The organism is Photobacterium kishitanii, assembly GCF_000613045.3.
GTDB classification, from domain to species: domain Bacteria; phylum Pseudomonadota; class Gammaproteobacteria; order Enterobacterales; family Vibrionaceae; genus Photobacterium; species Photobacterium kishitanii.
Map to the genome: position 1 here is coordinate 2,543,460 of NZ_LN794352.1, position 21,810 is coordinate 2,565,269.

Consider the following 21,810-nt stretch of genomic DNA (forward strand, 5'->3'; position numbering starts at 1 on the left):
AATATTGCTAAGTTAGCATACTAACTCAGCAACATATTATTTATATTTAAGAATATAATAAAAAACATTAGCGTTCTTTCGACTTTATATTCATTCAATATAAATCTTAGTATGATGGATCATTTTGCCATAAACGGCCTAACCATAAATCATAAACTTTATGACAAAATGCTGCTCTACCACTACCATGTGCAAAAGTTAATTCGCCAAAATAAATCGCACCATCAACATTATAAAAATCCACACGAACATAGCTAAAAGGTTCAGCAAGTATTTTTGCTGCTGCTAGCATCTCGTCATAGTTTTTAGGCTTTTCTATCGAAGTATGAATACAAGCTGCAATATCAGAATGAAACGGGAGCCAATTTAAATCTTCATCAAAGAAAGAACGGGTATAGTTATCATTTCGTTCAAAATCAACTTGTAATACAATCTTAAAGCTACCATCGTTTTGTTTAAAGGTATGAAACTTATAATCACGAATATCTGTTTCACCCTCTTGTGGCAATAATCTTTTTTCGACTAATACTCGAGGTCTAATTTCACTATACCACGGTTCATTTAATCGCTTACCATAATCTTGCGTAAGCTGATTATTTACATCATCAACTTTACGTTTGATCTCGTCATCAGTAGCATCAGTTGTAATTAAATAAACAGGGCCAGAGTTATGATTAGCTTTTAATAACACATCACCCTTTTCAGCTAATAGTTCTTTTAACTTTTCGGTAGTAATATTATCGCCAACATAATAGTTTTCAATTATATAATCTTCAGATAGTTTTTCTGCTACATATTCTTTAGACTTGATTTTATCCGAACAAACACTAAATAATTCATGTTTATAATTATTTTTTCTATAATTTATTTTTTCATTAAATGTTTTTGGATTAGTAAATGAAGGTATATATCCAGTTTTACGAATAAAACTAAATTTAAACCTCAAATCACGTGCTAATTTACTTTTACTACAAATTAAATTAATTATCTTTCTCATTACTTATATCTTTTTGCAAAGGAAAATTATAATTATGGCAACCTAGTTGCCATAATTATTTTAAAATTGACGTATCAATATTTTTTAAATATCGCTTGATTACTTGTTTTCTTAATAGTGTTGTTTAGTACAAAACCATTAACTTCAACGCCATTATCTTCAAATTGTTGTTTTGCTTGTTTAACATCTTTTAAAGTATCAGCACCATAACAACCAACCATTACTGTCGTGCCTACTGCTGCACCTATAATCGCGGCATCAACAACAGCTAATACTGGTGGTGAATTAACAATCACAACATCGTAATGTTCAGCAGCCCATGCTAATAATGTTTTAAATTCATTATGCATTAACAGTTCAGCAGGAGAATGTGCATTTTCACCACCAGAAATATAATCTAGATTAGTAACTTGTGATGTTTTCACCACAGTTTTTAGATCATTTTTACCGCTAAGTAATTCAGCTAAACCGTTAACTTGCTTACCATTAAGTGCTGATGCAATTTTGCCCTTACGCATATCAGCATCAATAATTAACACTCGTTTACCCGCTTCAGCCATCAATGCTGCGACGTTAGTAATCACAAATGTTTTACCAGATTTCGCAACTGAACTAGCACTTGTTAGCAATACTGTATTGTTATTGGCATTATCCATTGCTAAAAATATACGATTGCGCAGCGTTCGCAGTGCTTCAACTGAAATATCATCTGACTCAATTTCAGCCAAAATAGCATTTGATGTTTTCTTTGCTTTTGGTGTTTTTGGTACTGAAGCAAAAACAGGAAGACCAATTGTTTTTAATTGCTGCGGATCAACAACTGTATTATTTAAAATAACACGGAATAGCGCAATTAATGCCCCCAGAATTAAGCCGAGAATTGCAGGGGCAACAACTAATAAAATACGATTAGGCGCAACAGGTTTAGCGCTGCTAGATGCCGTATCAATAATTTGTACACTCGCAGAACTACTTGCTTTAACGATTTCAAGTTCTTGAATCTTATTAAGGATCTGCATATATGTTTGCTGATTAACATCAACATGACGTGTTAAACGAATGATTTCTCGTTGTGTTTCTGGCATTTGATCAATTTTACGTGTTAAACGTGCTTTTTGACCCAGAAGATCATTACGTTTTTCAATTAACGCTTTGTAAAGTGGATGCTCTTTAGTATAACTGCGTGAAATATCTGCTTCTTGGAAGCTCAATTCATTAATCTGACCATCTAAAGCAACAAGTTCATCAAGCGATGACTTCGCTTGCATTTCCATGTTAACTGATTGATTAGCTTCACGGTATTTATTAAGCTTATTTTCTGCATTCGTCAGTTCTGATTTAATTGTCGGCAAGCGTGAATTTAAAAACTCTAAGCTCTTATCTGCGCTAGCTGCCGCTCGATCAGCATTCATTAAGTAATAATTTTCACTAATACTGTTGAGGATCTTTTGAGTCTGTAATCGATTCTGACCTTTTAATGATACTTCAACAATACCTGTATCTTTGCCTTTTTCAGTCGCTGTTAGCGATTTTTGATAATAAGCAATAACATCAAATCGTGATAATTTTTTAACTGTAAAGGTATCGTTATTAACTCCTGTTAACGCAGTTACCAATAAACTATATCCTTGCTCTTTAACTGGCTGGCCGACAAAACCTGTTAGCTTAACATTACTATTATCTTCATCAGTTACTACAAACTCACCAGTATCTGCATTAGTAATTTTCAACTTGTAAGTGTTTTTTTGAGCGTCAGCAGGCATCATAAAATGAGCAACCGTTGCACTACTCTGGCTCCCCGTTAAACGCGCTAATCCTTTACCAATAATAGGCAAGTAATCTGGAGTAACAGATGTTGTCAAATTTAACTTATCTACGGCTTTACCAATCACTCGACGAGATTTAATTAACTCTATCTCAGTGACCGCTGAAGATTCTGTTGTAAATTCTTTTGCCATTGCTTCTCCAAATGCTGGAGAACCATCACTTTTTGAATCAACTTGAATCAATACATCAGATCTATAAATAGGGGTCGCAAAAACAGAATAAATCAGACCTAATAAAGTAAAGACAATGGTAATGGCAAGAATAGATTTTTTACTATCTCGCAAAACACCAAAAATCTTACCTAAGTCGATTTCTTCATTCGCTGTCGAAGTGGGCTTTACTTGTTTATTACTAATGGCAGTCATGAATGATTTCAATCCAATATGGTTAACTAAAAGGAAGTTTTGAAAATTTTTTGAGTAAATAATTAAGAGTAAACAATTACACCAAAGTTATTATTTACTTTAACGATGAGCTGTCATACAGACAAATAATTAAGATATATACTAATGATTAAATATGCTACCGCCCTAAGGTTACAGCCCCTCATTCGCTTAATCTTACCTCACCTTTTGTTTTTCTCGTTAAATCTATTTATAACCATATAAAACCATAAAGATTAAGGATATATATATGGCACTTAATTAATAGTTACATTAAATAATAAAATTCATTAACCAATAAATGTTTAATGGTTAATTAATTTCAATCCATGCAATTATTTTCAAACATCTCTACAGTAAAGAAAATAATAATCCAACACCATTTAAATCTTTTGAATTACCCCGAAACCTAAAAATAAAAAAATAAAAACTAAAGCAAACAATAAGTTAAAGGTTGGTAATTACTAACAATAAATTAAAATCAAAAAGAATATTAAAATAAAAAAAATATTTTAAGTACTAAAAACGACCACAAACACGGCTATACATATATATCAACATGAAATAATTCACCTAGTGAATATATTAACTATCCATACTGTATTTATTTTAATTAAATATAAAATAAATACATATCATAGCAATAAGAAATGCTTGTAATTAATAATGAGTAGTAAATTATAAAATTAGTAATATTAATAGTTTTCAATAAAACACCGATTATCGACAAATGCTTATTTTATCAATTTTAAAGCTTATTTTTATTGATTTACTAAAAGTTACTATCTATATATTCTTATATTTAATATAAGTTTTAAAAAATAGATAACAGACAATTTGAGACTCTAGATGAAGTTAACCCTCGTAACCATTGCATTAACAGCTACTCTTTTATCCTCGACAGTACTAGCTGCAACACCGATACAACTTTCACTACCCACTGTTAATTTACCGGCTGATAATGTATCAGGAGTCCGTTTAAATGTGCTTTATGGGCAAACAAGCCAAGTAACAGGGATTAACTTTTCATTATTAGGCTTATCAACTATTGATAACTTTACAGGGCTGAACCTTGGATTAGCGTTTGGTATTAACCATACCATATCAAGTATGACAGGTTTAGAGATCGGTTTAGCTAACTGGAATAACAACAGAGCTAAAGGTGCTGATTTTGGTTTAGTCAACTACACTGGGGGCAATTTTACTGGTGCTCAGTTTGGTAGCTTTAACTATGCCGCTTCCTTAAATGGGCTACAATTTGGTTTGATTAATGCTACAGATCATATCAATGAAGGTGTGCAAATTGGCTTAATTAACTACGACAAATCAGGTACTTTTGTCAGTAAAAATTTATCTATTTTTCCGATTATCAATGCTCGCTTCTAAAAATGAAAAAACCCCGCCATTAACTGACGAGGTTTAAAATTTGGTGGAGCTAAACGGGATCGAACCGATGACCTCTTCGCTGCCAGCGAAGCGCTCTCCCAGCTGAGCTATAGCCCCTGTATATCGGTTATAATATTGTTCTTTTTAAGCAATGTCATCACTGTAAAATTGAAAATGTGATCCGGTTTACGCTAGTTATAAAAAAAGCGAAAGCATAAGTTATGCTTTCGCTTTTGTGTGAGAACTAATGTTTACGCGTTAGCTTCACGGGCAGCAATATAATCTAGTGCCATCTTAATACGTGTAATCACACGCTCTTTACCAATCAATTGCATTACTGCATCAACTGATGGTGATTGACCTTGACCAGTAACCGCCACACGTAATGGCATACCAACTTTACCCATACCTAACTCAAGCTCTTCACAAACTTGTGTCGTTACAGTATGTAAGTTCTCTGTTGTCCATTCATCAAGCGCTTCAACTTTTGCAAGTGCTAATGCCAATGCATCTTTAGCAACTGGACGTAAATGCTTTTTAGCCGCGCCAGCTTCAAACTCACTAAAATCTTGGTAGAAGTAGCGTGATTGCTCTGCTAATTCAATCAGTGTATGGCAACGCTCACCCACTAAAGTGATCACTTCAGTGATTGCCGGACCATTTTCAATTGAAATTTGTTTTTGATCTAAATGCCATTGTAGGTACTTAGCAACATATTCAGGCGCTGCCGTTTTAATGTAGTGGTTGTTTAACCATAACAATTTATCGGTATTGAATGCTGACGCTGATTTACTTACTGACTCAAGCGTAAAGCAATCAATCATCTCTTGTAACGAGAAGATTTCTTGGTCGCCATGAGACCAACCTAAACGTACTAGGTAGTTAAGCAATGCATGCGGTAAGAAACCATCATCACGGTATTGCATTACACCTACAGCACCATGACGTTTAGAAAGTTTAGCGCCATCGTCACCAAGGATCATTGCACAGTGTGCAAACTCAGGTACTGGTGCACCTAATGCTTTATAAATGTTAATTTGACGCGGGGTATTGTTGATATGATCTTCACCACGAACAACTTGAGTAATACCCATATCCCAGTCATCAATAACAACACAGAAATTGTATGTTGGACTACCGTCAGTACGACGAATAATTAAATCATCAAGCTCGCTGTTAGCGATCTCAATATGGCCACGGATCTTATCATCAAAGATCACAGTGCCTTCTTTCGGGTTACGGAAACGAATACAGAATGGTGAATCTGCGGTTGCTGCTGCATTAGCTGCAATAATTTTTGGATGATTAGCATCATAGCGAGGCTTAACACCGTCTGCCATTTGTTGCTCACGAATTTCATCAAGCAACTCTTTCGGACAATAACACTTATAAGCTTTATCTTCTGCTAGCAGTTGATCAACCACTTCATTGTAACGATCAAAACGCTTAGTCTGGTAATAAGGACCTTCATCCCAATTCAGCTCTAACCATTCCATGCCTTCCATAATCGCATCAATCGCTTCTTGAGTTGAGCGTTCGATATCCGTGTCTTCGATACGTAATACGAATTCGCCACCCATGTGCTTAGCAAATAGCCATGAATACAGTGCTGTACGCGCACCACCAACGTGCAAAAAGCCTGTTGGGCTTGGTGCAAAGCGAGTTTTAACCGTCATTGAGATTACCTTATGAATGATGGATGACACAGTAAAAGCTACTGTGCTAAATCTATTGTTGAGTATTTTAGCACTGTAACCAAGATCTACAATCTTTGATCTGTTTCACAAGCAGATATTCAATCTGGTTATTATTCAATTACCGATATGAATCTCGCCTTAGTAAGCCACTGGTTGAATATAAGTAATCTACATATACCAACACTAATAGATAACAACACTCACAAATAATAACAATGGAAGTTATGGAGCAGACAACAAAGAACACGCAAATATAAGACCAAAAACCTAATTGCTTTAACTTGCGAAAATGCAAGTGTTAAACCAAACTAAAAGTGTGATTTGTTACCCACATCTCAAAATAAGGAACTAATGATGAAAAAAATCTTAGGGCTGTGTGCTGGTGTAATGCTTATGATGCCGTTCACCTTACAAGCAGGAAACTCACCTACCGGCCCCTTTGTTGAATGCCACCTGCAAAATGGTAATGTCGAATTTATGCCAGCGATGTTTTGCGAGATAAAAAAGGGTAAGTACGTATTTAGCTAAGCTTAAATGTAGGTATACTTTAACATATGGGTATACCTACAATTTTTACTTACTGAATAATAGCCCATTGTAGGAATTTTTTGCGTTCTACATCAGAAAGAGATAAGAAGTCAGATTGCACCGATGAGAATATAACAGTTCCACTTGAAGCTTGAACTGTCTTTTGAGTCGTTACTACATTAACAACAGGAGCTGATTGAATTTGAGTTGGTAGGAATTCAACATTTCCCTGTTTTGAATTAAAGGCTGTTAATGCTTTCTCATATCCAGTTAGAACTGAGTAACTACCAGGCAATACGGCAAAATTAAAATTAACTGTTTCACCTGATTGAGTTAATAAATCAAGTTTGGGATCTTTTTCAAATGCATTCTGAGCCTGAATACCATCAATCTTAAATGCAGGAGATAACTTAACTGTTTCGTTATTAGCATTAAAACTAACAACCATAGGTTTTGAATTAAACTTTGCCCAATCACCTGCTTGAGGTATAAGTTTTTCAACGCGGACTAATACTTGGTTATCACCATCTTTTAAATTTACTTCTCTAGTATTGCTATACCATTTCTCACCAAAGTCTTCAGAACCATTGACTGCTAGTAATGTTAGTTCAGGAGATAATTCAACTTTAACATCAGCAACAGCCGGTAAAGTAAAACCTGCCGCTAATAACGAACTTAAAATAACAACTTTTTTCATAATCAATCTCCCTATAATAAAAAAGGTGGGTTAATAAAAACCCACCTGTAAATTCTAACTAAAGATCGGCTTTAACTTAGAAGTAGTATTCCATACCAAGTAGGAAACGAGTCTGCTCTGAAGAAACACCCTCTTTATTACCCATATCGTAATGACGAACATCAGAGTAAATAATTGCGCTTGGTAGCAGGTAACCAATACGACCAGTAATAGCTGTATCAGCAGAGCCGTCTAGTGTTTTACCGTCAACATCTGCATCAGTTGTTGCTGCGTAACCAACTTTGTACAACCAAGTACCACCAGCTACATATTGAGCAGTTGCAGAGAATGCATTCTGATCAGCATCACCTGTTGCAGTATCAGACATCATGTATTTATAAGCAGCAGTCAATGTCACGTCACCAAATGCTACATTACCACCGACAATCGCGTAAGAGTTCGCGAAGTACTCAGTATTCTGGTCTTTACCAAAGTTAGGGTTTGGTTTCCAGCCGCCATCATCATCAGAAACTAAAGGTGAGTCGACTTTAGATGTAACGGTGTAAGCACCACGGTGGTAGTAACCCGCATGAATACCAAAGTTGCTACCAGCATAGTTTGCCGCAATACTTGAGACCATAGCATCAGTATTAGTACCCATACCACTAACAGTTGCTTGAACGCCAACGCCATTCCAAGATACAGAATCAAAACGTAGTGTGTTGTCTGCGCGATCTAAGTAGTTATTACCATCTTGAGTAATATCGTTATTCCAGTCAAATACATTACCTAAGCCTGGGTTTGAGTGTGGCCAGTCAACGTAGTTGTAAGCTGCTTGTAGTTGGCGACCCCATTTGATTGAACCAACATTATCAAACGCAAGACCGATATATGTATCACGCACACCAAAAGAGCCAGCTGCACCGTTAGCATTACCAGATTCAATCTGCCATACGATATCAGGTGCGAAGTTATCAAACTCAACTACGCCACGGAAACCAATACGTGATTCCATATCAGAAAATGCAGCATTAGTGCCATTGTCATTATCATCGATAAAGATTGCACCAGCAGCTTGACCGTAAACCTGAACCTTACCATCCATAAGATCGATTGCAGCATGAGCACCAGTTGAAGCCATTGCTGCTGTTGCGATTGCAGCGCCAAGTAGCGTACGTTTGAACATGTTTTCCATGGAATAACTCCTAAAAGATATTAGCTGTTTACTTACCCCTGAAAGGTTGGCCGCCGAAGGTAGTAAGTAAATCTCTTATATGTCGGTCGAATCATTTCAACCAATTCATATTATTTCGTTTTAAATTGAACTTTTAATTAACTTCGACATTAAGACTACTTTCGCAGCGCAAAACATCAATAAGAACTTACTTTTTAATAGTGAAAACATGATTGAGTGCAAACTTTTGGCGCTATCGTGATCAATGTCATATGTTTTCATTTCAAAACCAAAAATCAAATATAAGCCTTTAAAAACAATACATTATAAAAACAATCAATGATTATTGTGAACAGTGTCGTATTTTATAAATAGTACTATTAGCAATATGCAAAATAATAAACTACGGCTGTCAATCAAAAATATTTTTCATTGTCACCATTAAATAAACACTAAAAATTAAGTTTTTTAGTCATGCTTTACACTATAAGTTGTTAAATAATAGTTATAAAAAAGCCCCACATCAGTGAGGCTTAAATATTAAATGATGTTATTTTTATGCGTTTGCGATCAAATCAACCAGTTGTTGCTCATCCCAAATTTCAATATCCAACTCTTGAGCTTTCGCTAATTTAGATCCTGCCGCTTCACCCGCCACCAATAAATCAGTCTTCTTAGACACACTACCGGTTACTTTAGCCCCTAAAGCTTGTAATGCAGCTTTAGCATCACCACGGGTTAATTGTGATAACGACCCCGTTAGCACTACCACTTTGCCATCGAGCGGTAATTCAACCCCTGCTTGAGGCTTTTCAATTACAGGCCAATGAATACCTTGAGCTAATAAATCATCAATAACCGTCATATTATGCGGTTCACGGAAGAAATTAAATAAATGTGCCGCAACCACTTCACCCACATCTGGCACTTTAATTAGTTGATCTTTTGATGCCAGGCTAATCGCTTCTAAGGTTTCAAAATAATTCGCGACATTAGCCGCAGTAGCTTCACCCACTTCACGAATACCTAATGAATAAATAAACCGCGCTAATGTAGTTTGCTTTGAAGCCATTAGTGCATCAATTAACTTCTGCGCTGATTTAGGGCCCATCCGTTCAAGTACCGTTACTTCTCCAGCACTGAACTTAAACAAATCAGCTGGAGTTGTAACCATTTCACGATCAACCAACTGCTCTATCACTTTTTCACCACAGCCATCAACATCCAATGCTTTACGCGATACAAAATGCTTCAGTGCTTCTTTGCGTTGAGCCTGACAAAATAAGCCTCCAGAACAGCGAGCAACAGCCTCACCTTCTACTCGCTCAACCTTCGATTGACACACCGGACACTCGGTCGGAAACACAATAGCAGTCGCATCAGCAGGACGACGAGACTCAACGACTGCTGCTATTTGTGGAATCACATCACCAGCACGGCGAATGATCACCGTATCACCAATCATAACCCCTAATCGAGCCACTTCATCAGCGTTGTGTAACGTAGCATTACTGACAGTAACACCACCAACAAACACTGGTTCAAGTTTCGCAACCGGTGTAATAGCACCGGTACGCCCAACCTGAAACTCAACATTCTTTAACAGTGTCATTTCTTCTTGAGCCGGAAACTTATACGCAATTGCCCAGCGAGGTGCACGCGCAACAAATCCAAGTTGTGATTGCAAATCCAATTGATCAACCTTGATCACCACCCCGTCAATTTCATATCCTAAAGATTGACGTTTTTCTCCAATCATTTGATGATATTCAATCACAGCTTCAATACTGTCTACACAACGAATTTCAGGACACATTGGCAGTCCCCACGCTTTTAATTGACATAGACGTTGATATTGAGTATCCGCTAACTCACGTCCTTCAACTACACCTACTGCATATGCATAAAAACTGAGTGGACGAGTTGCTGTAATTTTAGGATCTAGCTGACGTAAACTACCTGCTGCTGCATTACGTGGATTAGCAAAAGTTTTAAGACCTTTTTTAAGCGCTGTCGCATTAAGCTCCTCAAACCCTTTTTTAGGCATAAAAACTTCACCACGCACTTCTAATCGCTGTGGCCAATCATCACCACGTAACCGCAATGGAATCGCACCAATAGTACGCACGTTATGAGTAATATTTTCCCCCGTTGCGCCGTCACCACGGGTTGCCGCTTGCACAAGCACCCCATTTTCATACATTAGACTAACCGCTAGGCCATCCAATTTCGGCTCACAACAGTAACTAATGCTGCTGCTATCACGTAATCGATCTTGAAGTCGCTTTTGAAAATCACGTAAATCATCATCATTAAATGCGTTACCTAATGACAACATCGCAATTTCATGGGTAACCTGCGTAAAACCATCAAGCGCACTTCCACCAACACGCTGGCTAGGAGAGTCATTGGTTACCCACTGGGGATGTTCGGCTTCAATCGCCAATAATTGTTGCATCAGACGATCATATTCAGCATCTGGTATTTCAGGGTTATCTTCAACGTAATAACGATGGCCATGATAATCGAGTTGTTGTTTTAAGCTGGCAAGTTGTTGCTGAAGGTCGGTGCTCATTTCAATTCCTACCTGAAGAAAATGTTGATTAATGAATCTGATAACAAAACTTCAAATCATTACGGTTATAACAATAGATACAATAAAATTCAGGCTCCCGAGGGAGCCTGAATTTGAATCAGTAATAATAATTTATTTGATTAACATTGATTATATTTTACTGATTTTTCTCGATATGCTGCAATACGGTTCGGTGTGATCATGACACGATCTTGATCCATCACATCTGCATTCAGTTGATCGGCAATTTGCTGTGCGGTTTGTAACATCATATTAAAGTTACTCGACGCTTTACCATAACATGGCAACATTAAGAAAAAGCCAATGCCTGGCGTTTCAAAATGCTGGTAATTGGTTTCAGGAAACGTACCAGGGTTAAGCAAATTAGTTACAGAAAAAATAACAGGCTCAGTACCCGCTAAATCAGCATGACGATGGAAAACTGAGTTTTCACCAAAAATCAAACCATTACGCTCTAAACATGCAAATAATGATGGCCCGCGCAATACCTTACCTTTACGCGCATGCACACAAACAGATAAATAGCTTGGTGGTAGTGGCTCTGGTTCAGGTAATACTTCAGGTTCAGGGATTTGTTCTGGTTCTAGTGTAATTTCAGGCTCAGGTGTTTTTGTTGTAACAGCTTCAGTTGCAACATTCTCAACAGCACGTTCTTGTGGCTTATCATCTTCAACGACAGGCGTAAAAATAGGAGTTGGGGTTGTAACAGTTTCAGCTGCAACTGTTGGCTGAGCTGCAACTGTTGGCTGAGCTGCAACTGTTGGCTGAGCTGCAACTGTTGGCTGAGCTGCAACGGCTGGCTGAGCCGCAACGGCTGGCTGAGCTGCAACGGCTGGCTGAGCTGCAACTGTTGGCTGAGCTGCAACGGCTGGCTGAGCTGCAACGGCTGGTTGAGGCGCAACAGCTGGTTGAGGCGCAACAGCTGGTTGAGGCGCAACAGCTGGTTGAGGCGCAACAGCTGGTTGAGGCGCAACAGCTGGTTGAGCTGCAACGGCTGGTTGAGGCGCAACGGCTGGTTGAGGCGCAACGGCTGGTTGAGGCGCAACGGCTGGTTGAGGCGCAGCTCCAATGTGCATCTGTGGCTCAATACGCTCATGAGTTGCAACTTTCGGCGTCGAGGTTACACTTTGGGGAGCTGTTTCACCCAATAAAGGATCATGTTGAGGACGTTCACCAAAACTAAAACCAGGCTCTTTACGCTTAGAAGCTGATTTTGTTACAGTAGCCTCCGGTTGATTTGACTTAGTTTCTGTCACTTCCGGTGCACTATTCACAACACGGACGTCACTAACACTCTCTTGGGCAATATCTTGACGATCAAGACTTGCTTCATCTATTTTACTTAGTGGTTTCTCACCAAATTTAGCTGGCTTTTCTTTTCTACTTGTCCATAGACCATGAAAAAGAAGCGCTGCAATTGCTAACGCACCAACAATAATAAGAACCAGACGCAATTCCTGCATATGAATACTCTAAATTAACTCGTTGTCCCTTTACGGGGTTAATAATAGAAAAAAATCTACTAGGAAACTTAGTATCTAGTTAGAATTTCTCACCGAATGACTTACTGTACCAAAACTCACTTGACAATGAGAAGATGAATATCGAGATTCCATCAAGATAGTGTAAGCTTAGTAATTTTTGTACAAATTTAAATCATTTTTGTATTGTTACTCATCATTTTTATTTTATCGTCAAAGTAATGACAACAATTTTGTTGGTTGATTCCATCCTACCTCGGCAATTAACATTCATAAAGAAATCTAAACAAATGAACAGTAAATCACTAAAAAATACTTGTTCAGGAGAGAGAAATGCCACAACAGCATAATATTAAGTCAGCAACCAGTGGTGCTGGTTATTTTTTCCAAGGCCTGCAGCTTGCCTCTCAACCAGGTACGCGCCGTTTTGTTCTCATCCCGCTACTAATAAATATTGTATTACTCGGTAGCGCTTTTGCGACATTATTAAGCCATTTGAGCGGCTGGATTGATCATTGGTTAAGCTATTTACCTAACTGGCTGGAATGGCTTTCCTATATCTTATGGCCACTACTGGCTATTGCTGCTTTAGTTTCATTTTCGTACTTCTTTAGTACAATTGCTAACTGGATTGCAGCACCGTTTAATGGATTATTAGCCGAATACCTTGAAGCGAAACTCACCGGACAAACACCACCAGATGATAGTTTCAAAGCATTACTAAAAGATCTACCTCGAACCATGGGTCGTGAATGGACCAAGCTTAAGTATTATCTACCTAAAGCGATTGGATTACTCATTTTAATGTGGATTCCAGCTATTGGCCAAACTGTTGCGCCAGTACTATGGTTCTTATTCAACGCTTGGATGATGACAATTCAATATGTTGATTACCCTTTTGATAATCATAAAGTGCCTTTCCCTGATATGCGAGATGCCCTTAAACAAAAACGAGGTCAAGCATTAAGTTTTGGTGCCGTTGTGATGTTACTAACCATGGTACCTATTATTAACTTATTTGTAATGCCCGTTGCCGTTTGTGGAGCAACAGCAATGTGGGTTGATCATTATCGCACCCAATTTAAACGTTACTAATCTCAATTAAGTTTTAAATTAAAGCCAATAGCTATAGTGCTATTGGCCTTTTCTTTTTTATCCACCACAAATAAATCCCACCTCGACAATAAATTACGCAACCTTTTTGCTACAATTAATTAATAATAGTAGCAACTATCACATAATAACAATAAGATATAACCATTAATTACTTTGCAAATATCGAGACAGGTATATGCTTAATCTATTCAACATTGAGTCTAATTTGTCACGAAGGAACGAAGTATGAGCAAAATATACGAAGATAACTCTCTCACTATTGGTAACACCCCGCTGGTACGTCTTAATCGTGTCAGTAATGGTAAGGTGCTTGCAAAAATTGAAGCGCGTAATCCAAGCTTCAGTGTTAAATGTCGTATCGGCGCCAACATGGTATGGGAAGCAGAAAAAAATGGCCTATTGAAAGAAGGGATTGAACTTGTAGAGCCAACCAGTGGTAATACAGGTATCGCTCTTGCTTTTGTGGCTGCTGCTCGTGGTTATAAACTAACGCTAACCATGCCAGAAAGTATGAGTCTTGAACGCCGTAAATTATTAAAAGCTCTTGGGGCAAAGCTTGTTCTAACTGAAGCGGCTAAAGGCATGAAAGGTGCGATTGATAAAGCAGAAGAAATAGTCAACTCAAACCCTAGTAAATATCTACTACTACAACAATTTAATAACCCTGCGAACCCCGCTATTCACGAACAAACTACCGGGCCTGAAATCTGGGATGCAACCGATGGTGAAATTGATGTTTTCGTTTCGGGTGTCGGCACAGGTGGTACAATTACAGGGGTTAGCCGTTATATTAAACAACAACAAGGTAAAGCGATTACTGTCGTTGCAGTAGAGCCAGCAGAATCCCCAGTGATCACTCAAACCGTAAATGGTAATACAGTTCAACCTGCACCACATAAAATTCAAGGTATCGGTGCTGGCTTCATTCCAGGCAACCTTGATTTAGCCCTTATAGATGAAATTGAGCAAGTCAGCTCTGATGATGCGATTGAAATGGCGCGTCGTTTAATGGATGAAGAAGGTATATTGGCTGGAATTTCATCAGGAGCTGCTGTTGTTGCTGCCAATAACATTGCTGCTCGACCAGAATTTGCGGATAAAAATATCGTGGTAATTTTACCGAGTTCGGGTGAACGCTACTTATCAACCGCACTTTTCGCTGGTATCTTTACAGAAAAAGAAACCCAACAGTGATCACATTTTGCGATGTTAGATAGGAATATCCACACTCAAAAAGCCCCTTTGTGGGCTTTTTTGTTGCATTTTATTCCCAGCTTTACTATAAAGCTGATGCGCTTTATTTTTAGCATCAAAATAAAAGGACAACTATTAGTCAATTTTGATTAATATCAAAAAAAGTTTCTCATAAAACTTTGACTTGGATTAAAGCTAAGACAACATATTATTAGGTAGTTTATACTGCTTGAATAATATGCTGAGATTTATAATCACATAGGTTATAGCTCATAAAGCAAACTATTAATATAACGACTATATCTAAATCGGGGTGACATTATGTATCAGAAGCAAGTTGAAATCACTGCACCAAACGGCCTACACACTCGTCCAGCAGCACAGTTCGTTAAAGATGCAAAATCATTTGAAGCAGACATCACAGTAACTTCAAACGGTAAAAGCGCAAGTGCTAAAAGCTTGTTTAAGCTTCAAACTCTTGGCCTAGTTAAAGGTGCAGTTATTACTATCGCAGCTGAAGGTGCACAAGCTCAAGAAGCAATTGATAAGCTAGTAACTCTTAAAGAAATGCACGACGGTGCTGAAATCGCAATGTTCCGCGAAATCTAAGCTAAGTTTGTATACAAACGAGTTCCAGTTTTTAGTTAATTAAAGGTAAGGCTATGATTTCAGGTATCCTGGCATCTCCTGGTATTGCTTTCGGTAAAGCATTGCTATTGCAAGAAGAAGAGATTGTTCTAAACAAAACTCCAATCGCTGCAGACCAGATCGATAACGAAATTCAACGTTTCTTCGACGCTCGAAAAAAATCTGCAGAACAACTTGAAGTTATCAAAGAAAAAGCACGTGTCACCTTTGGTGAAGAGAAAGAAGCCATCTTTGAAGGTCACATCATGTTGCTGGAAGATGAGGAGCTAGAAGAAGAAATTATAGCCCTTATTAAAGATAAGCATTCAGCTGATTATGCGATTTATTCAGTCATTGAAGAACAAGCACAAACGCTTGAATCTCTTGATGATGAATACTTAAAAGAACGTGCAAGTGATATTCGTGATATCGGTAGCCGTTTTGTTAAGAATGCGTTAGGCATTAATGTTATTAATTTAAGTGCTATTAATGAGCAAGTGATTTTGGTCGCTAATGACCTAACACCATCAGAAACTGCACAAATTAATCTAGAGTTCGTTCTTGGCTTCATTACTGATATTGGTGGTCGTACTTCACACACCTCTATCATGGCACGTTCACTAGAGATTCCTGCAATTGTAGGAACTAACACTATTACATCTCAAGTTAAGAACGGCGATATGCTTGTTCTTGATGCAATCAATAACCAGATTGTTATCAACCCAACTGACGATGAGCTAAACAAATTTAAAGCTATCCGTGATGCTGATAAAGCAGAGCAAGAAGAATTAGCGAAGCTAAAAGATCTTCCTGCTATTACACTTGATGGTAAGCAAGTTGAAGTATGCGGCAACATTGGTACAGTTAAAGACTGTAATGGTGTTAACCGTAACGGTGGTGAAGGCGTTGGTCTATACCGTACTGAATTCTTGTTCATGGACCGTGATTCTCTGCCTACAGAAGAAGAACAGTACCAAGCATACAAAGAAGTTGCAGAAGCAATGCATGGCGAGCCAGTGATTATCCGTACTATGGATATCGGTGGTGATAAAGATCTACCTTACTTAGATCTTCCTAAAGAAATGAACCCATTCTTGGGTTGGCGTGCAATTCGCATCAGCCTAGATCGTCCTGAAATTCTTCGTGACCAATTCCGTGCTATTCTGCGAGCATCAGCTCACGGTAAAGTTCGTATCATGTTCCCGATGATTATTTCGGTTGAAGAAGTACGTAAATTAAAAGCAGCAATTGAAGAGTTTAAGCTTGAATTAACCGCTGAAGGCTTGGCATTTGACGCTAACATCGAAATCGGTGTTATGGTTGAAACACCAGCAGCAGCAGCGATTGCGCACCATTTAGCTAAAGAAGTTTCTTTCTTTAGTATTGGTACCAACGATTTAACCCAGTATACTCTAGCAGTTGACCGTGGTAATGAGCTTATTTCTCATCTCTACAATCCGCTATCTCCTGCTGTACTTACTGTGATCAAGCAAGTTATTGATGCTTCTCACGCTGAAGGTAAGTGGACAGGTATGTGTGGCGAGCTTGCTGGCGACGAACGTGCTACCCTACTGCTATTAGGTATGGGTCTTGACGAGTTCAGCATGAGTGCAATTTCTATCCCTCGCGTTAAGAAAGTTATCCGTAATGCTAACTTTGCTGACGTTAAAGCAATGGCAGAGTACGCATTGACTCTTCCAACTGCAGCTGAGATTGAAGAGCACGTAGAAAAATTCATCGCAGAAAAGACCATCTGCTAATAATATAGCAGCAGATAAAATAACAACGCTTAGGAGCAACGATATGGGTCTGTTTGACAAATTAAAGAAAATGGTTTCTGACGACAGCAGCGAAGCTGGTGCAATTGAAATTATCGCACCTCTTTCTGGTGAAATCGTTAACATCGAAGATGTGCCTGATGTAGTATTTGCTGAAAAAATTGTTGGTGACGGTATTGCTATCAAACCAACTGGCAACAAAATGGTTGCACCAGTAAACGGTACTATTGGTAAGATTTTCGAAACTAACCACGCTTTCTCTATTGAGTCTGACGATGGCATCGAGCTTTTTGTTCACTTCGGTATTGATACTGTTGAACTTAAAGGCGAAGGTTTTACTCGCATCGCTGAAGAAGGCCAAACTGTTAAAGTTGGCGACACTATCATCGAATTCGATCTTGCAATCCTAGAAGAGAAAGCTAAGTCAACATTGACGCCTGTAGTTATCTCTAACATGGATGAGATCAAAGAGTTGATCAAGCTATCTGGTGCTGTAAACGTTGGTGAAACACCAGTACTACGCATCAAGAAATAAGATTGTTGATATCTTAATAAAAACGCAGCTTTTTAGCTGCGTTTTTTTATGTCGAATAAAATTCATTTACGCTTACACAAACAAGCCTCAAAGGCTCAGACACGCCTTAATCCTTCGATTTAATACCATAGGCTCAATCATGGGCTTACATCTCTCAGCGATAACCTAGGGTTACTGTTGTCATAAAATACACCCATAAAAAAACGCCACTATAAATAGTCGCGTTTATGGTCTGATAATACATCAAGATAGTTAACAACTTATGCAGTCATCACCTCAACCTGTAATTTTACATGTTCACAACTAGGCTCACCTGATTCAAATAGCGTCGGCATATTTAATCCTGTCGATAATGTTTGTGCCAGAATCGTCCGCCAACCGCCATCATCTAATCGCTCTTGTACTTGAAATGCAATGCTCACGCTATCTGCTGAAACATCTAACAATTGTGCGCTACCAACCACTTCACGGTATGAATGATGATTATCTTGGCTTAAGCCTTCAAAAAAAATGGTTTCTTCGCCAGGTAATAATGACAATGATGTATTTACCATTTGGCGTAGACGACAAGCACTATGCATTTCAAAGCTTACATCCAGCAACCAATCAGCCATTGCTAATGGGCTCAATAATGTACTTAGAAATAATTGCCCTTTACCCATTGCGAACTTTTCCATTATGACTACCTCTTACAAGCTAATGTGCAAATACATCTTTTACTCGTGAGCTTCGAACTAAATACAATCCAAGCCAAACTGTTAACAACAAGGTTAATGCGCGCACCCAAGAAAATGCGCCTTGACTCAACACGAGGTGATATATTTGCAAAGCAAAATCGATACTGTAAGCAGCTATTAATAATTTTTTTCCATGCTGCCACAAATAATGTATAAACTTATTATTGTTATTGCGCTGACCTGATAACCACATTAATAATAAGGCTGGCATTCCTAACACCATGCCGATATAAAGTGTGTCTCGCAGTGGGTAAATCAATTCAAGAAGTTGTCCTCCTTGAGTTCGACTAACACCTGCCATGACAAAAATCACCAGTGCTTTCGCATTAAAAATCAGTGCCAGCCATAGCATCTTATTTAATTTTAACTGCCCATGATCATCGTAGGCATTGATAGGATAAAGCAAACAACTTTCCTCACACATGTTCAACTCAACACGCATCAATCTAGACAACATCAGCACACTATGGCTTGATTTCGACTCTAATCGATCAACGCATATTAAGTACAATTTAAGCGCTATTTTTGTGGATCACCGCACTTTTCATTTATTTATATTGCCTAGCAAGTCACGTTTTTTGATCTAAAACCAACAACCAATGGCTATTTTTTAACCAGCAACAAATGACAAAATATCAAACTAAATTATTTTTAATCATAAAGTTACAATATGAATATACTATTAACACCATATTCATCTAAAACTGTAATTTTCATACAAAAAAACCTAAATATATAAATCTCAACACATATAACAACAACCACATATATGGCAACACTACTGCTAAGATTGAGTAATCAGATATAATCTCAATCAATTATCATTCATCAGAAAGGTCAATAGTGCGCATGACAACCATAAAAAAGAACGCTGCTCCTTCTGCAGAAACACAAATAGAAGCATTACGAGTCGCTAAAGCAACCCAAAAAGAAGGCCAAACCAAAGAGCAAACCAAACTAATCGCACAAGGAATTCAGAAAGGCATTGAACAATATAAAAAACAACAAAAAGCCAAAGCAAGGGAGCGCGATAAATTAAAAAAGAAAAACGCCCAAACTAAAAATAATCAAACCGAAATAATCGACACTCCAGCGGTTGCCCAGCAAATTATCTATAAGCAGCATTGGCTACCTTGGGGAATCATCATTGCTTCTTGGATTGGTTTCGGCGTTTATTTAACTTACACCAATACACTATGATGAGAAAAAATATGAAGATTGTTGGCTTTATAACAGCATTAAGTGGATTAATAACTGGCTGCGCTGATCCACAATCAACGCCATGGCAACGTCAAATAGACACGCCATGCGATAATAAATCCCATTGTGTATCAACTATCGAGCAACGTGAAAAATTTAAACTCGCCCCCTTTATGCTCACACCTAAAGGTATACAAAGCTGGGCAGAGATTATAGCGCTAGCACAAACGCTACCTGGAGCAAAACTCGTTGAACATGATGACCGTTATTTTCACATTGAAGTCCGTAGTGCGGTGTTTGGATTCATTGATGACTTCGAAGTTAAACAACAAGCCCAACAGCTGCACGTAAGATCTATTTCCCGTAGTGGTTACTCCGATTTTGGGGTTAACCGTAAACGAGCTCAACAATTTAGATCGTTATTAGTCAAGCAGCAACTGATACACGATACCACCACCAGCAATTAACATGCCTTATAACAAAAAAACCATGGTTGCTTTAGTATTCACTACCGCAACCATGGCTTAAAGATCATGTTGTTATAACTATTTAATCCAGTTTTTTATCTTTACCTAACGACAACAACCATACACACACCGCCGCAACTGCTACAAAACCAAATAAAATGATCATCGGCATCGCAGCATAACCCAGTACATGCCAAATTACTGATTCTAGAGTACTCATCATTGCTCCTTTGGTTTATTGCCACCCTGACACATCTTTCATGTCAGGTAACTTATGGGCAATCCCCTTATGGCAATCAACACAGGTTTTATCACCGGATGCTAATGCAGTTGAGTGCTGCTTTGCACTACGTGGAGCTTGCTCAGAAAAATCCATATAATTGAACTGATGACAATTACGACATTCTTGAGAGTCATTGTTTTTCATTCGCTGCCATTCTCGCTCGGCAAGATGACCACGGCGAGCATTGAATTTTTCAGGGGTATCAATAGTGCCCATCATATGTGAGTAGATTTCTTTTGATGCCTGCACCTTACGGACAATTTTGTCGGTCCAATTATGCGGTACATGACAATCAGAACAAATCGCTCTTACTCCTGAACGGTTTGAAAAGTGAATCGTTTCTTGGATCTCTTTCACGATTGGCGCATGACACCCTGCACAGAATTCTTCAGAGTTGGTCTTTTCCATCACGGTATTAAATCCGCCCCAGAATAATAACCCGCCCATAAACCCCATAAAAAGTACTAAGCCAACCGCGACTTTGCTGGGTGTTTTTAGTCGTAACCAAAATGTTTTTAACAACTTCATAGATAAGCCCTTTTACTATTCAGTCACGATTAACGTAATGCATTTACGCGTTTAAAATCATTTTCAACCAATGGCTCAGCATCTGCTTGAGGTACATGGCACTGTAAGCAAAAATAACGACTTGGTGAAACATCAGACAACACTTGGCCTTGCTGAGGTGATATATAATGCGTCACACTGATCTTAGTTGCATTCATCTCTTTGGCGTTTTTCCAACTATGGCAAGCAAGACATTTATTGGCATTGAGCGAGACTTCATTATGACGAATAGTATGTGGAATAAGTGGTGGCTGATAAACATAATCACTATCAATCACTCCCTGATCTTTAGGATAATGCTTCATAGGATCGGCTGGGCGTGTGGTCTCTAACTCTGTCATACCTCGTAATGATTCAAGTCCGCCGATACCACCGGGATTATCTAATTTAGCTGCCGCTGCAATATTCGCAGCGGTGGTCGTTGCTGTTGCCGAATCACTATCATCACTATGAGCGATACCTGTAAGCATCAGCCCTGCGACTAATACTGCAAAAAATAATCGTTTCATGCTGTTCTCCGTTGCTAGGTATATTCTAGTCACAGCGAACGACAAGCCTCGT

The 21,810-nt window shown here is 38.3% G+C and carries 21 protein-coding genes and 1 tRNA gene; 9 read left to right on the top strand and 13 right to left on the bottom strand.

Annotated elements, in window-relative coordinates; genetic code table 11:
• Window positions 1-106 precede the first annotated feature (106 nt).
• A complete protein-coding gene (locus PPBDW_RS11925) occupies window positions 107-997 on the bottom strand; it encodes an ATP-grasp fold amidoligase family protein (RefSeq protein WP_054262070.1) in 891 nt (296 codons plus the stop codon).
• Between the two features lie 74 nt (window positions 998-1,071).
• A complete protein-coding gene (locus PPBDW_RS11930; protein ID WP_036795720.1) occupies window positions 1,072-3,189 on the bottom strand; it encodes a polysaccharide biosynthesis tyrosine autokinase in 2,118 nt (705 codons plus the stop codon).
• A gap of 867 nt (window positions 3,190-4,056) precedes the next feature.
• Here PPBDW_RS11930 and PPBDW_RS11935 point away from each other — a divergent pair.
• On the top strand, window positions 4,057-4,593 hold the full coding sequence (locus PPBDW_RS11935; RefSeq protein WP_036795722.1) for a hypothetical protein: 537 nt from the start codon (window positions 4,057-4,059) through the stop codon (window positions 4,591-4,593).
• 41 nt (window positions 4,594-4,634) lie between these two features.
• Here PPBDW_RS11935 and PPBDW_RS11940 read toward each other — a convergent pair.
• Window positions 4,635-4,710 (bottom strand) — tRNA-Ala (locus tag PPBDW_RS11940).
• A gap of 134 nt (window positions 4,711-4,844) precedes the next feature.
• Window positions 4,845-6,269 carry a glutamate--tRNA ligase gene (gene gltX, locus PPBDW_RS11945; RefSeq protein WP_036795724.1) on the bottom strand — a complete coding sequence of 475 codons (1,425 nt, stop codon included), beginning with the start codon at window positions 6,267-6,269 and terminating at the stop codon, window positions 4,845-4,847.
• Window positions 6,270-6,644: 375 nt separating this feature from the next.
• Between gltX and PPBDW_RS11950 the strand changes: the two genes are divergently transcribed.
• Window positions 6,645-6,818, top strand: a complete 174-nt coding sequence (locus tag PPBDW_RS11950) for a hypothetical protein (RefSeq protein WP_156312892.1) — start codon at window positions 6,645-6,647, stop codon at window positions 6,816-6,818.
• Between the two features lie 49 nt (window positions 6,819-6,867).
• Here the strand turns inward: PPBDW_RS11950 and PPBDW_RS11955 are convergent, their stop codons facing one another.
• The 4 genes from PPBDW_RS11955 to zipA form a co-directional block, all read right to left on the bottom strand.
• Window positions 6,868-7,515: a YccT family protein gene (locus PPBDW_RS11955; protein WP_036795726.1), complete on the bottom strand. Its 648-nt coding sequence runs from the start codon at window positions 7,513-7,515 to the stop codon at window positions 6,868-6,870.
• Between the two features lie 76 nt (window positions 7,516-7,591).
• Window positions 7,592-8,689 carry a porin gene (locus tag PPBDW_RS11960; RefSeq protein ID WP_036795727.1) on the bottom strand — a complete coding sequence of 366 codons (1,098 nt, stop codon included), beginning with the start codon at window positions 8,687-8,689 and terminating at the stop codon, window positions 7,592-7,594.
• Window positions 8,690-9,224: 535 nt separating this feature from the next.
• The gene (gene ligA, locus PPBDW_RS11965) at window positions 9,225-11,243 is read right to left on the bottom strand and encodes an NAD-dependent DNA ligase LigA (RefSeq protein ID WP_036795728.1); all 2,019 of its coding nucleotides are present in this window, start codon (window positions 11,241-11,243) and stop codon (window positions 9,225-9,227) included.
• A 140-nt stretch (window positions 11,244-11,383) separates the two neighbouring features.
• Complete coding sequence (gene zipA / locus PPBDW_RS11970) at window positions 11,384-12,727, bottom strand: cell division protein ZipA (RefSeq protein WP_036795730.1); 1,344 nt, start codon at window positions 12,725-12,727, stop codon at window positions 11,384-11,386.
• Between the two features lie 351 nt (window positions 12,728-13,078).
• Here zipA and cysZ point away from each other — a divergent pair, with 351 nt between their 5' ends.
• The 5 genes from cysZ (at window position 13,079) to crr (ending at window position 17,995) form a co-directional block, all read left to right on the top strand.
• Window positions 13,079-13,840, top strand: coding sequence for a sulfate transporter CysZ (gene cysZ / locus PPBDW_RS11975; protein WP_036795732.1), 762 nt, complete (start codon window positions 13,079-13,081; stop codon window positions 13,838-13,840).
• A gap of 246 nt (window positions 13,841-14,086) precedes the next feature.
• On the top strand, window positions 14,087-15,055 hold the full coding sequence (gene cysK, locus PPBDW_RS11980) for a cysteine synthase A (RefSeq protein WP_036795734.1): 969 nt from the start codon (window positions 14,087-14,089) through the stop codon (window positions 15,053-15,055).
• 321 nt (window positions 15,056-15,376) lie between these two features.
• Complete coding sequence (locus tag PPBDW_RS11985) at window positions 15,377-15,664, top strand: HPr family phosphocarrier protein (RefSeq protein WP_036795736.1); 288 nt, start codon at window positions 15,377-15,379, stop codon at window positions 15,662-15,664.
• 53 nt (window positions 15,665-15,717) lie between these two features.
• Window positions 15,718-17,442, top strand: a complete 1,725-nt coding sequence (gene ptsI / locus PPBDW_RS11990) for a phosphoenolpyruvate-protein phosphotransferase PtsI (protein ID WP_036795737.1) — start codon at window positions 15,718-15,720, stop codon at window positions 17,440-17,442.
• 43 nt (window positions 17,443-17,485) lie between these two features.
• Window positions 17,486-17,995: a PTS glucose transporter subunit IIA gene (crr, locus tag PPBDW_RS11995; RefSeq protein ID WP_036795738.1), complete on the top strand. Its 510-nt coding sequence runs from the start codon at window positions 17,486-17,488 to the stop codon at window positions 17,993-17,995.
• Window positions 17,996-18,255: 260 nt separating this feature from the next.
• Here crr and PPBDW_RS12000 read toward each other — a convergent pair whose 3' ends face one another.
• Both PPBDW_RS12000 and PPBDW_RS12005 read right to left on the bottom strand, forming a co-directional pair.
• On the bottom strand, window positions 18,256-18,672 hold the full coding sequence (locus PPBDW_RS12000) for a hypothetical protein (RefSeq protein WP_036795740.1): 417 nt from the start codon (window positions 18,670-18,672) through the stop codon (window positions 18,256-18,258).
• 19 nt (window positions 18,673-18,691) lie between these two features.
• Entirely contained in the window at window positions 18,692-19,138 is a 447-nt protein-coding gene (locus tag PPBDW_RS12005; protein ID WP_036796460.1) for a DUF2919 domain-containing protein, read from the bottom strand.
• A 443-nt stretch (window positions 19,139-19,581) separates the two neighbouring features.
• Here PPBDW_RS12005 and PPBDW_RS12010 point away from each other — a divergent pair, with 443 nt between their 5' ends.
• Window positions 19,582-19,932 (top strand): DUF2956 domain-containing protein, encoded by a 351-nt coding sequence (locus PPBDW_RS12010; RefSeq protein WP_036795742.1) that lies wholly within the window; start codon window positions 19,582-19,584, stop codon window positions 19,930-19,932.
• Window positions 19,933-19,943: 11 nt separating this feature from the next.
• The gene (locus PPBDW_RS12015; protein ID WP_036795743.1) at window positions 19,944-20,399 is read left to right on the top strand and encodes a DUF1499 domain-containing protein; all 456 of its coding nucleotides are present in this window, start codon (window positions 19,944-19,946) and stop codon (window positions 20,397-20,399) included.
• 82 nt (window positions 20,400-20,481) lie between these two features.
• Here the strand turns inward: PPBDW_RS12015 and PPBDW_RS12020 are convergent, their stop codons facing one another.
• From PPBDW_RS12020 to PPBDW_RS12030, 3 genes are read right to left on the bottom strand one after another with little or no spacing between them, the layout of a single operon-like run.
• Window positions 20,482-20,619, bottom strand: coding sequence for a TIGR02808 family protein (locus tag PPBDW_RS12020; RefSeq protein ID WP_065173463.1), 138 nt, complete (start codon window positions 20,617-20,619; stop codon window positions 20,482-20,484).
• 15 nt (window positions 20,620-20,634) lie between these two features.
• Complete coding sequence (locus PPBDW_RS12025) at window positions 20,635-21,210, bottom strand: NapC/NirT family cytochrome c (protein WP_036795744.1); 576 nt, start codon at window positions 21,208-21,210, stop codon at window positions 20,635-20,637.
• Window positions 21,211-21,239: 29 nt separating this feature from the next.
• Window positions 21,240-21,758 (bottom strand): nitrate reductase cytochrome c-type subunit, encoded by a 519-nt coding sequence (locus PPBDW_RS12030; RefSeq protein WP_036795745.1) that lies wholly within the window; start codon window positions 21,756-21,758, stop codon window positions 21,240-21,242.
• Window positions 21,759-21,810: the final 52 nt, after the last annotated feature.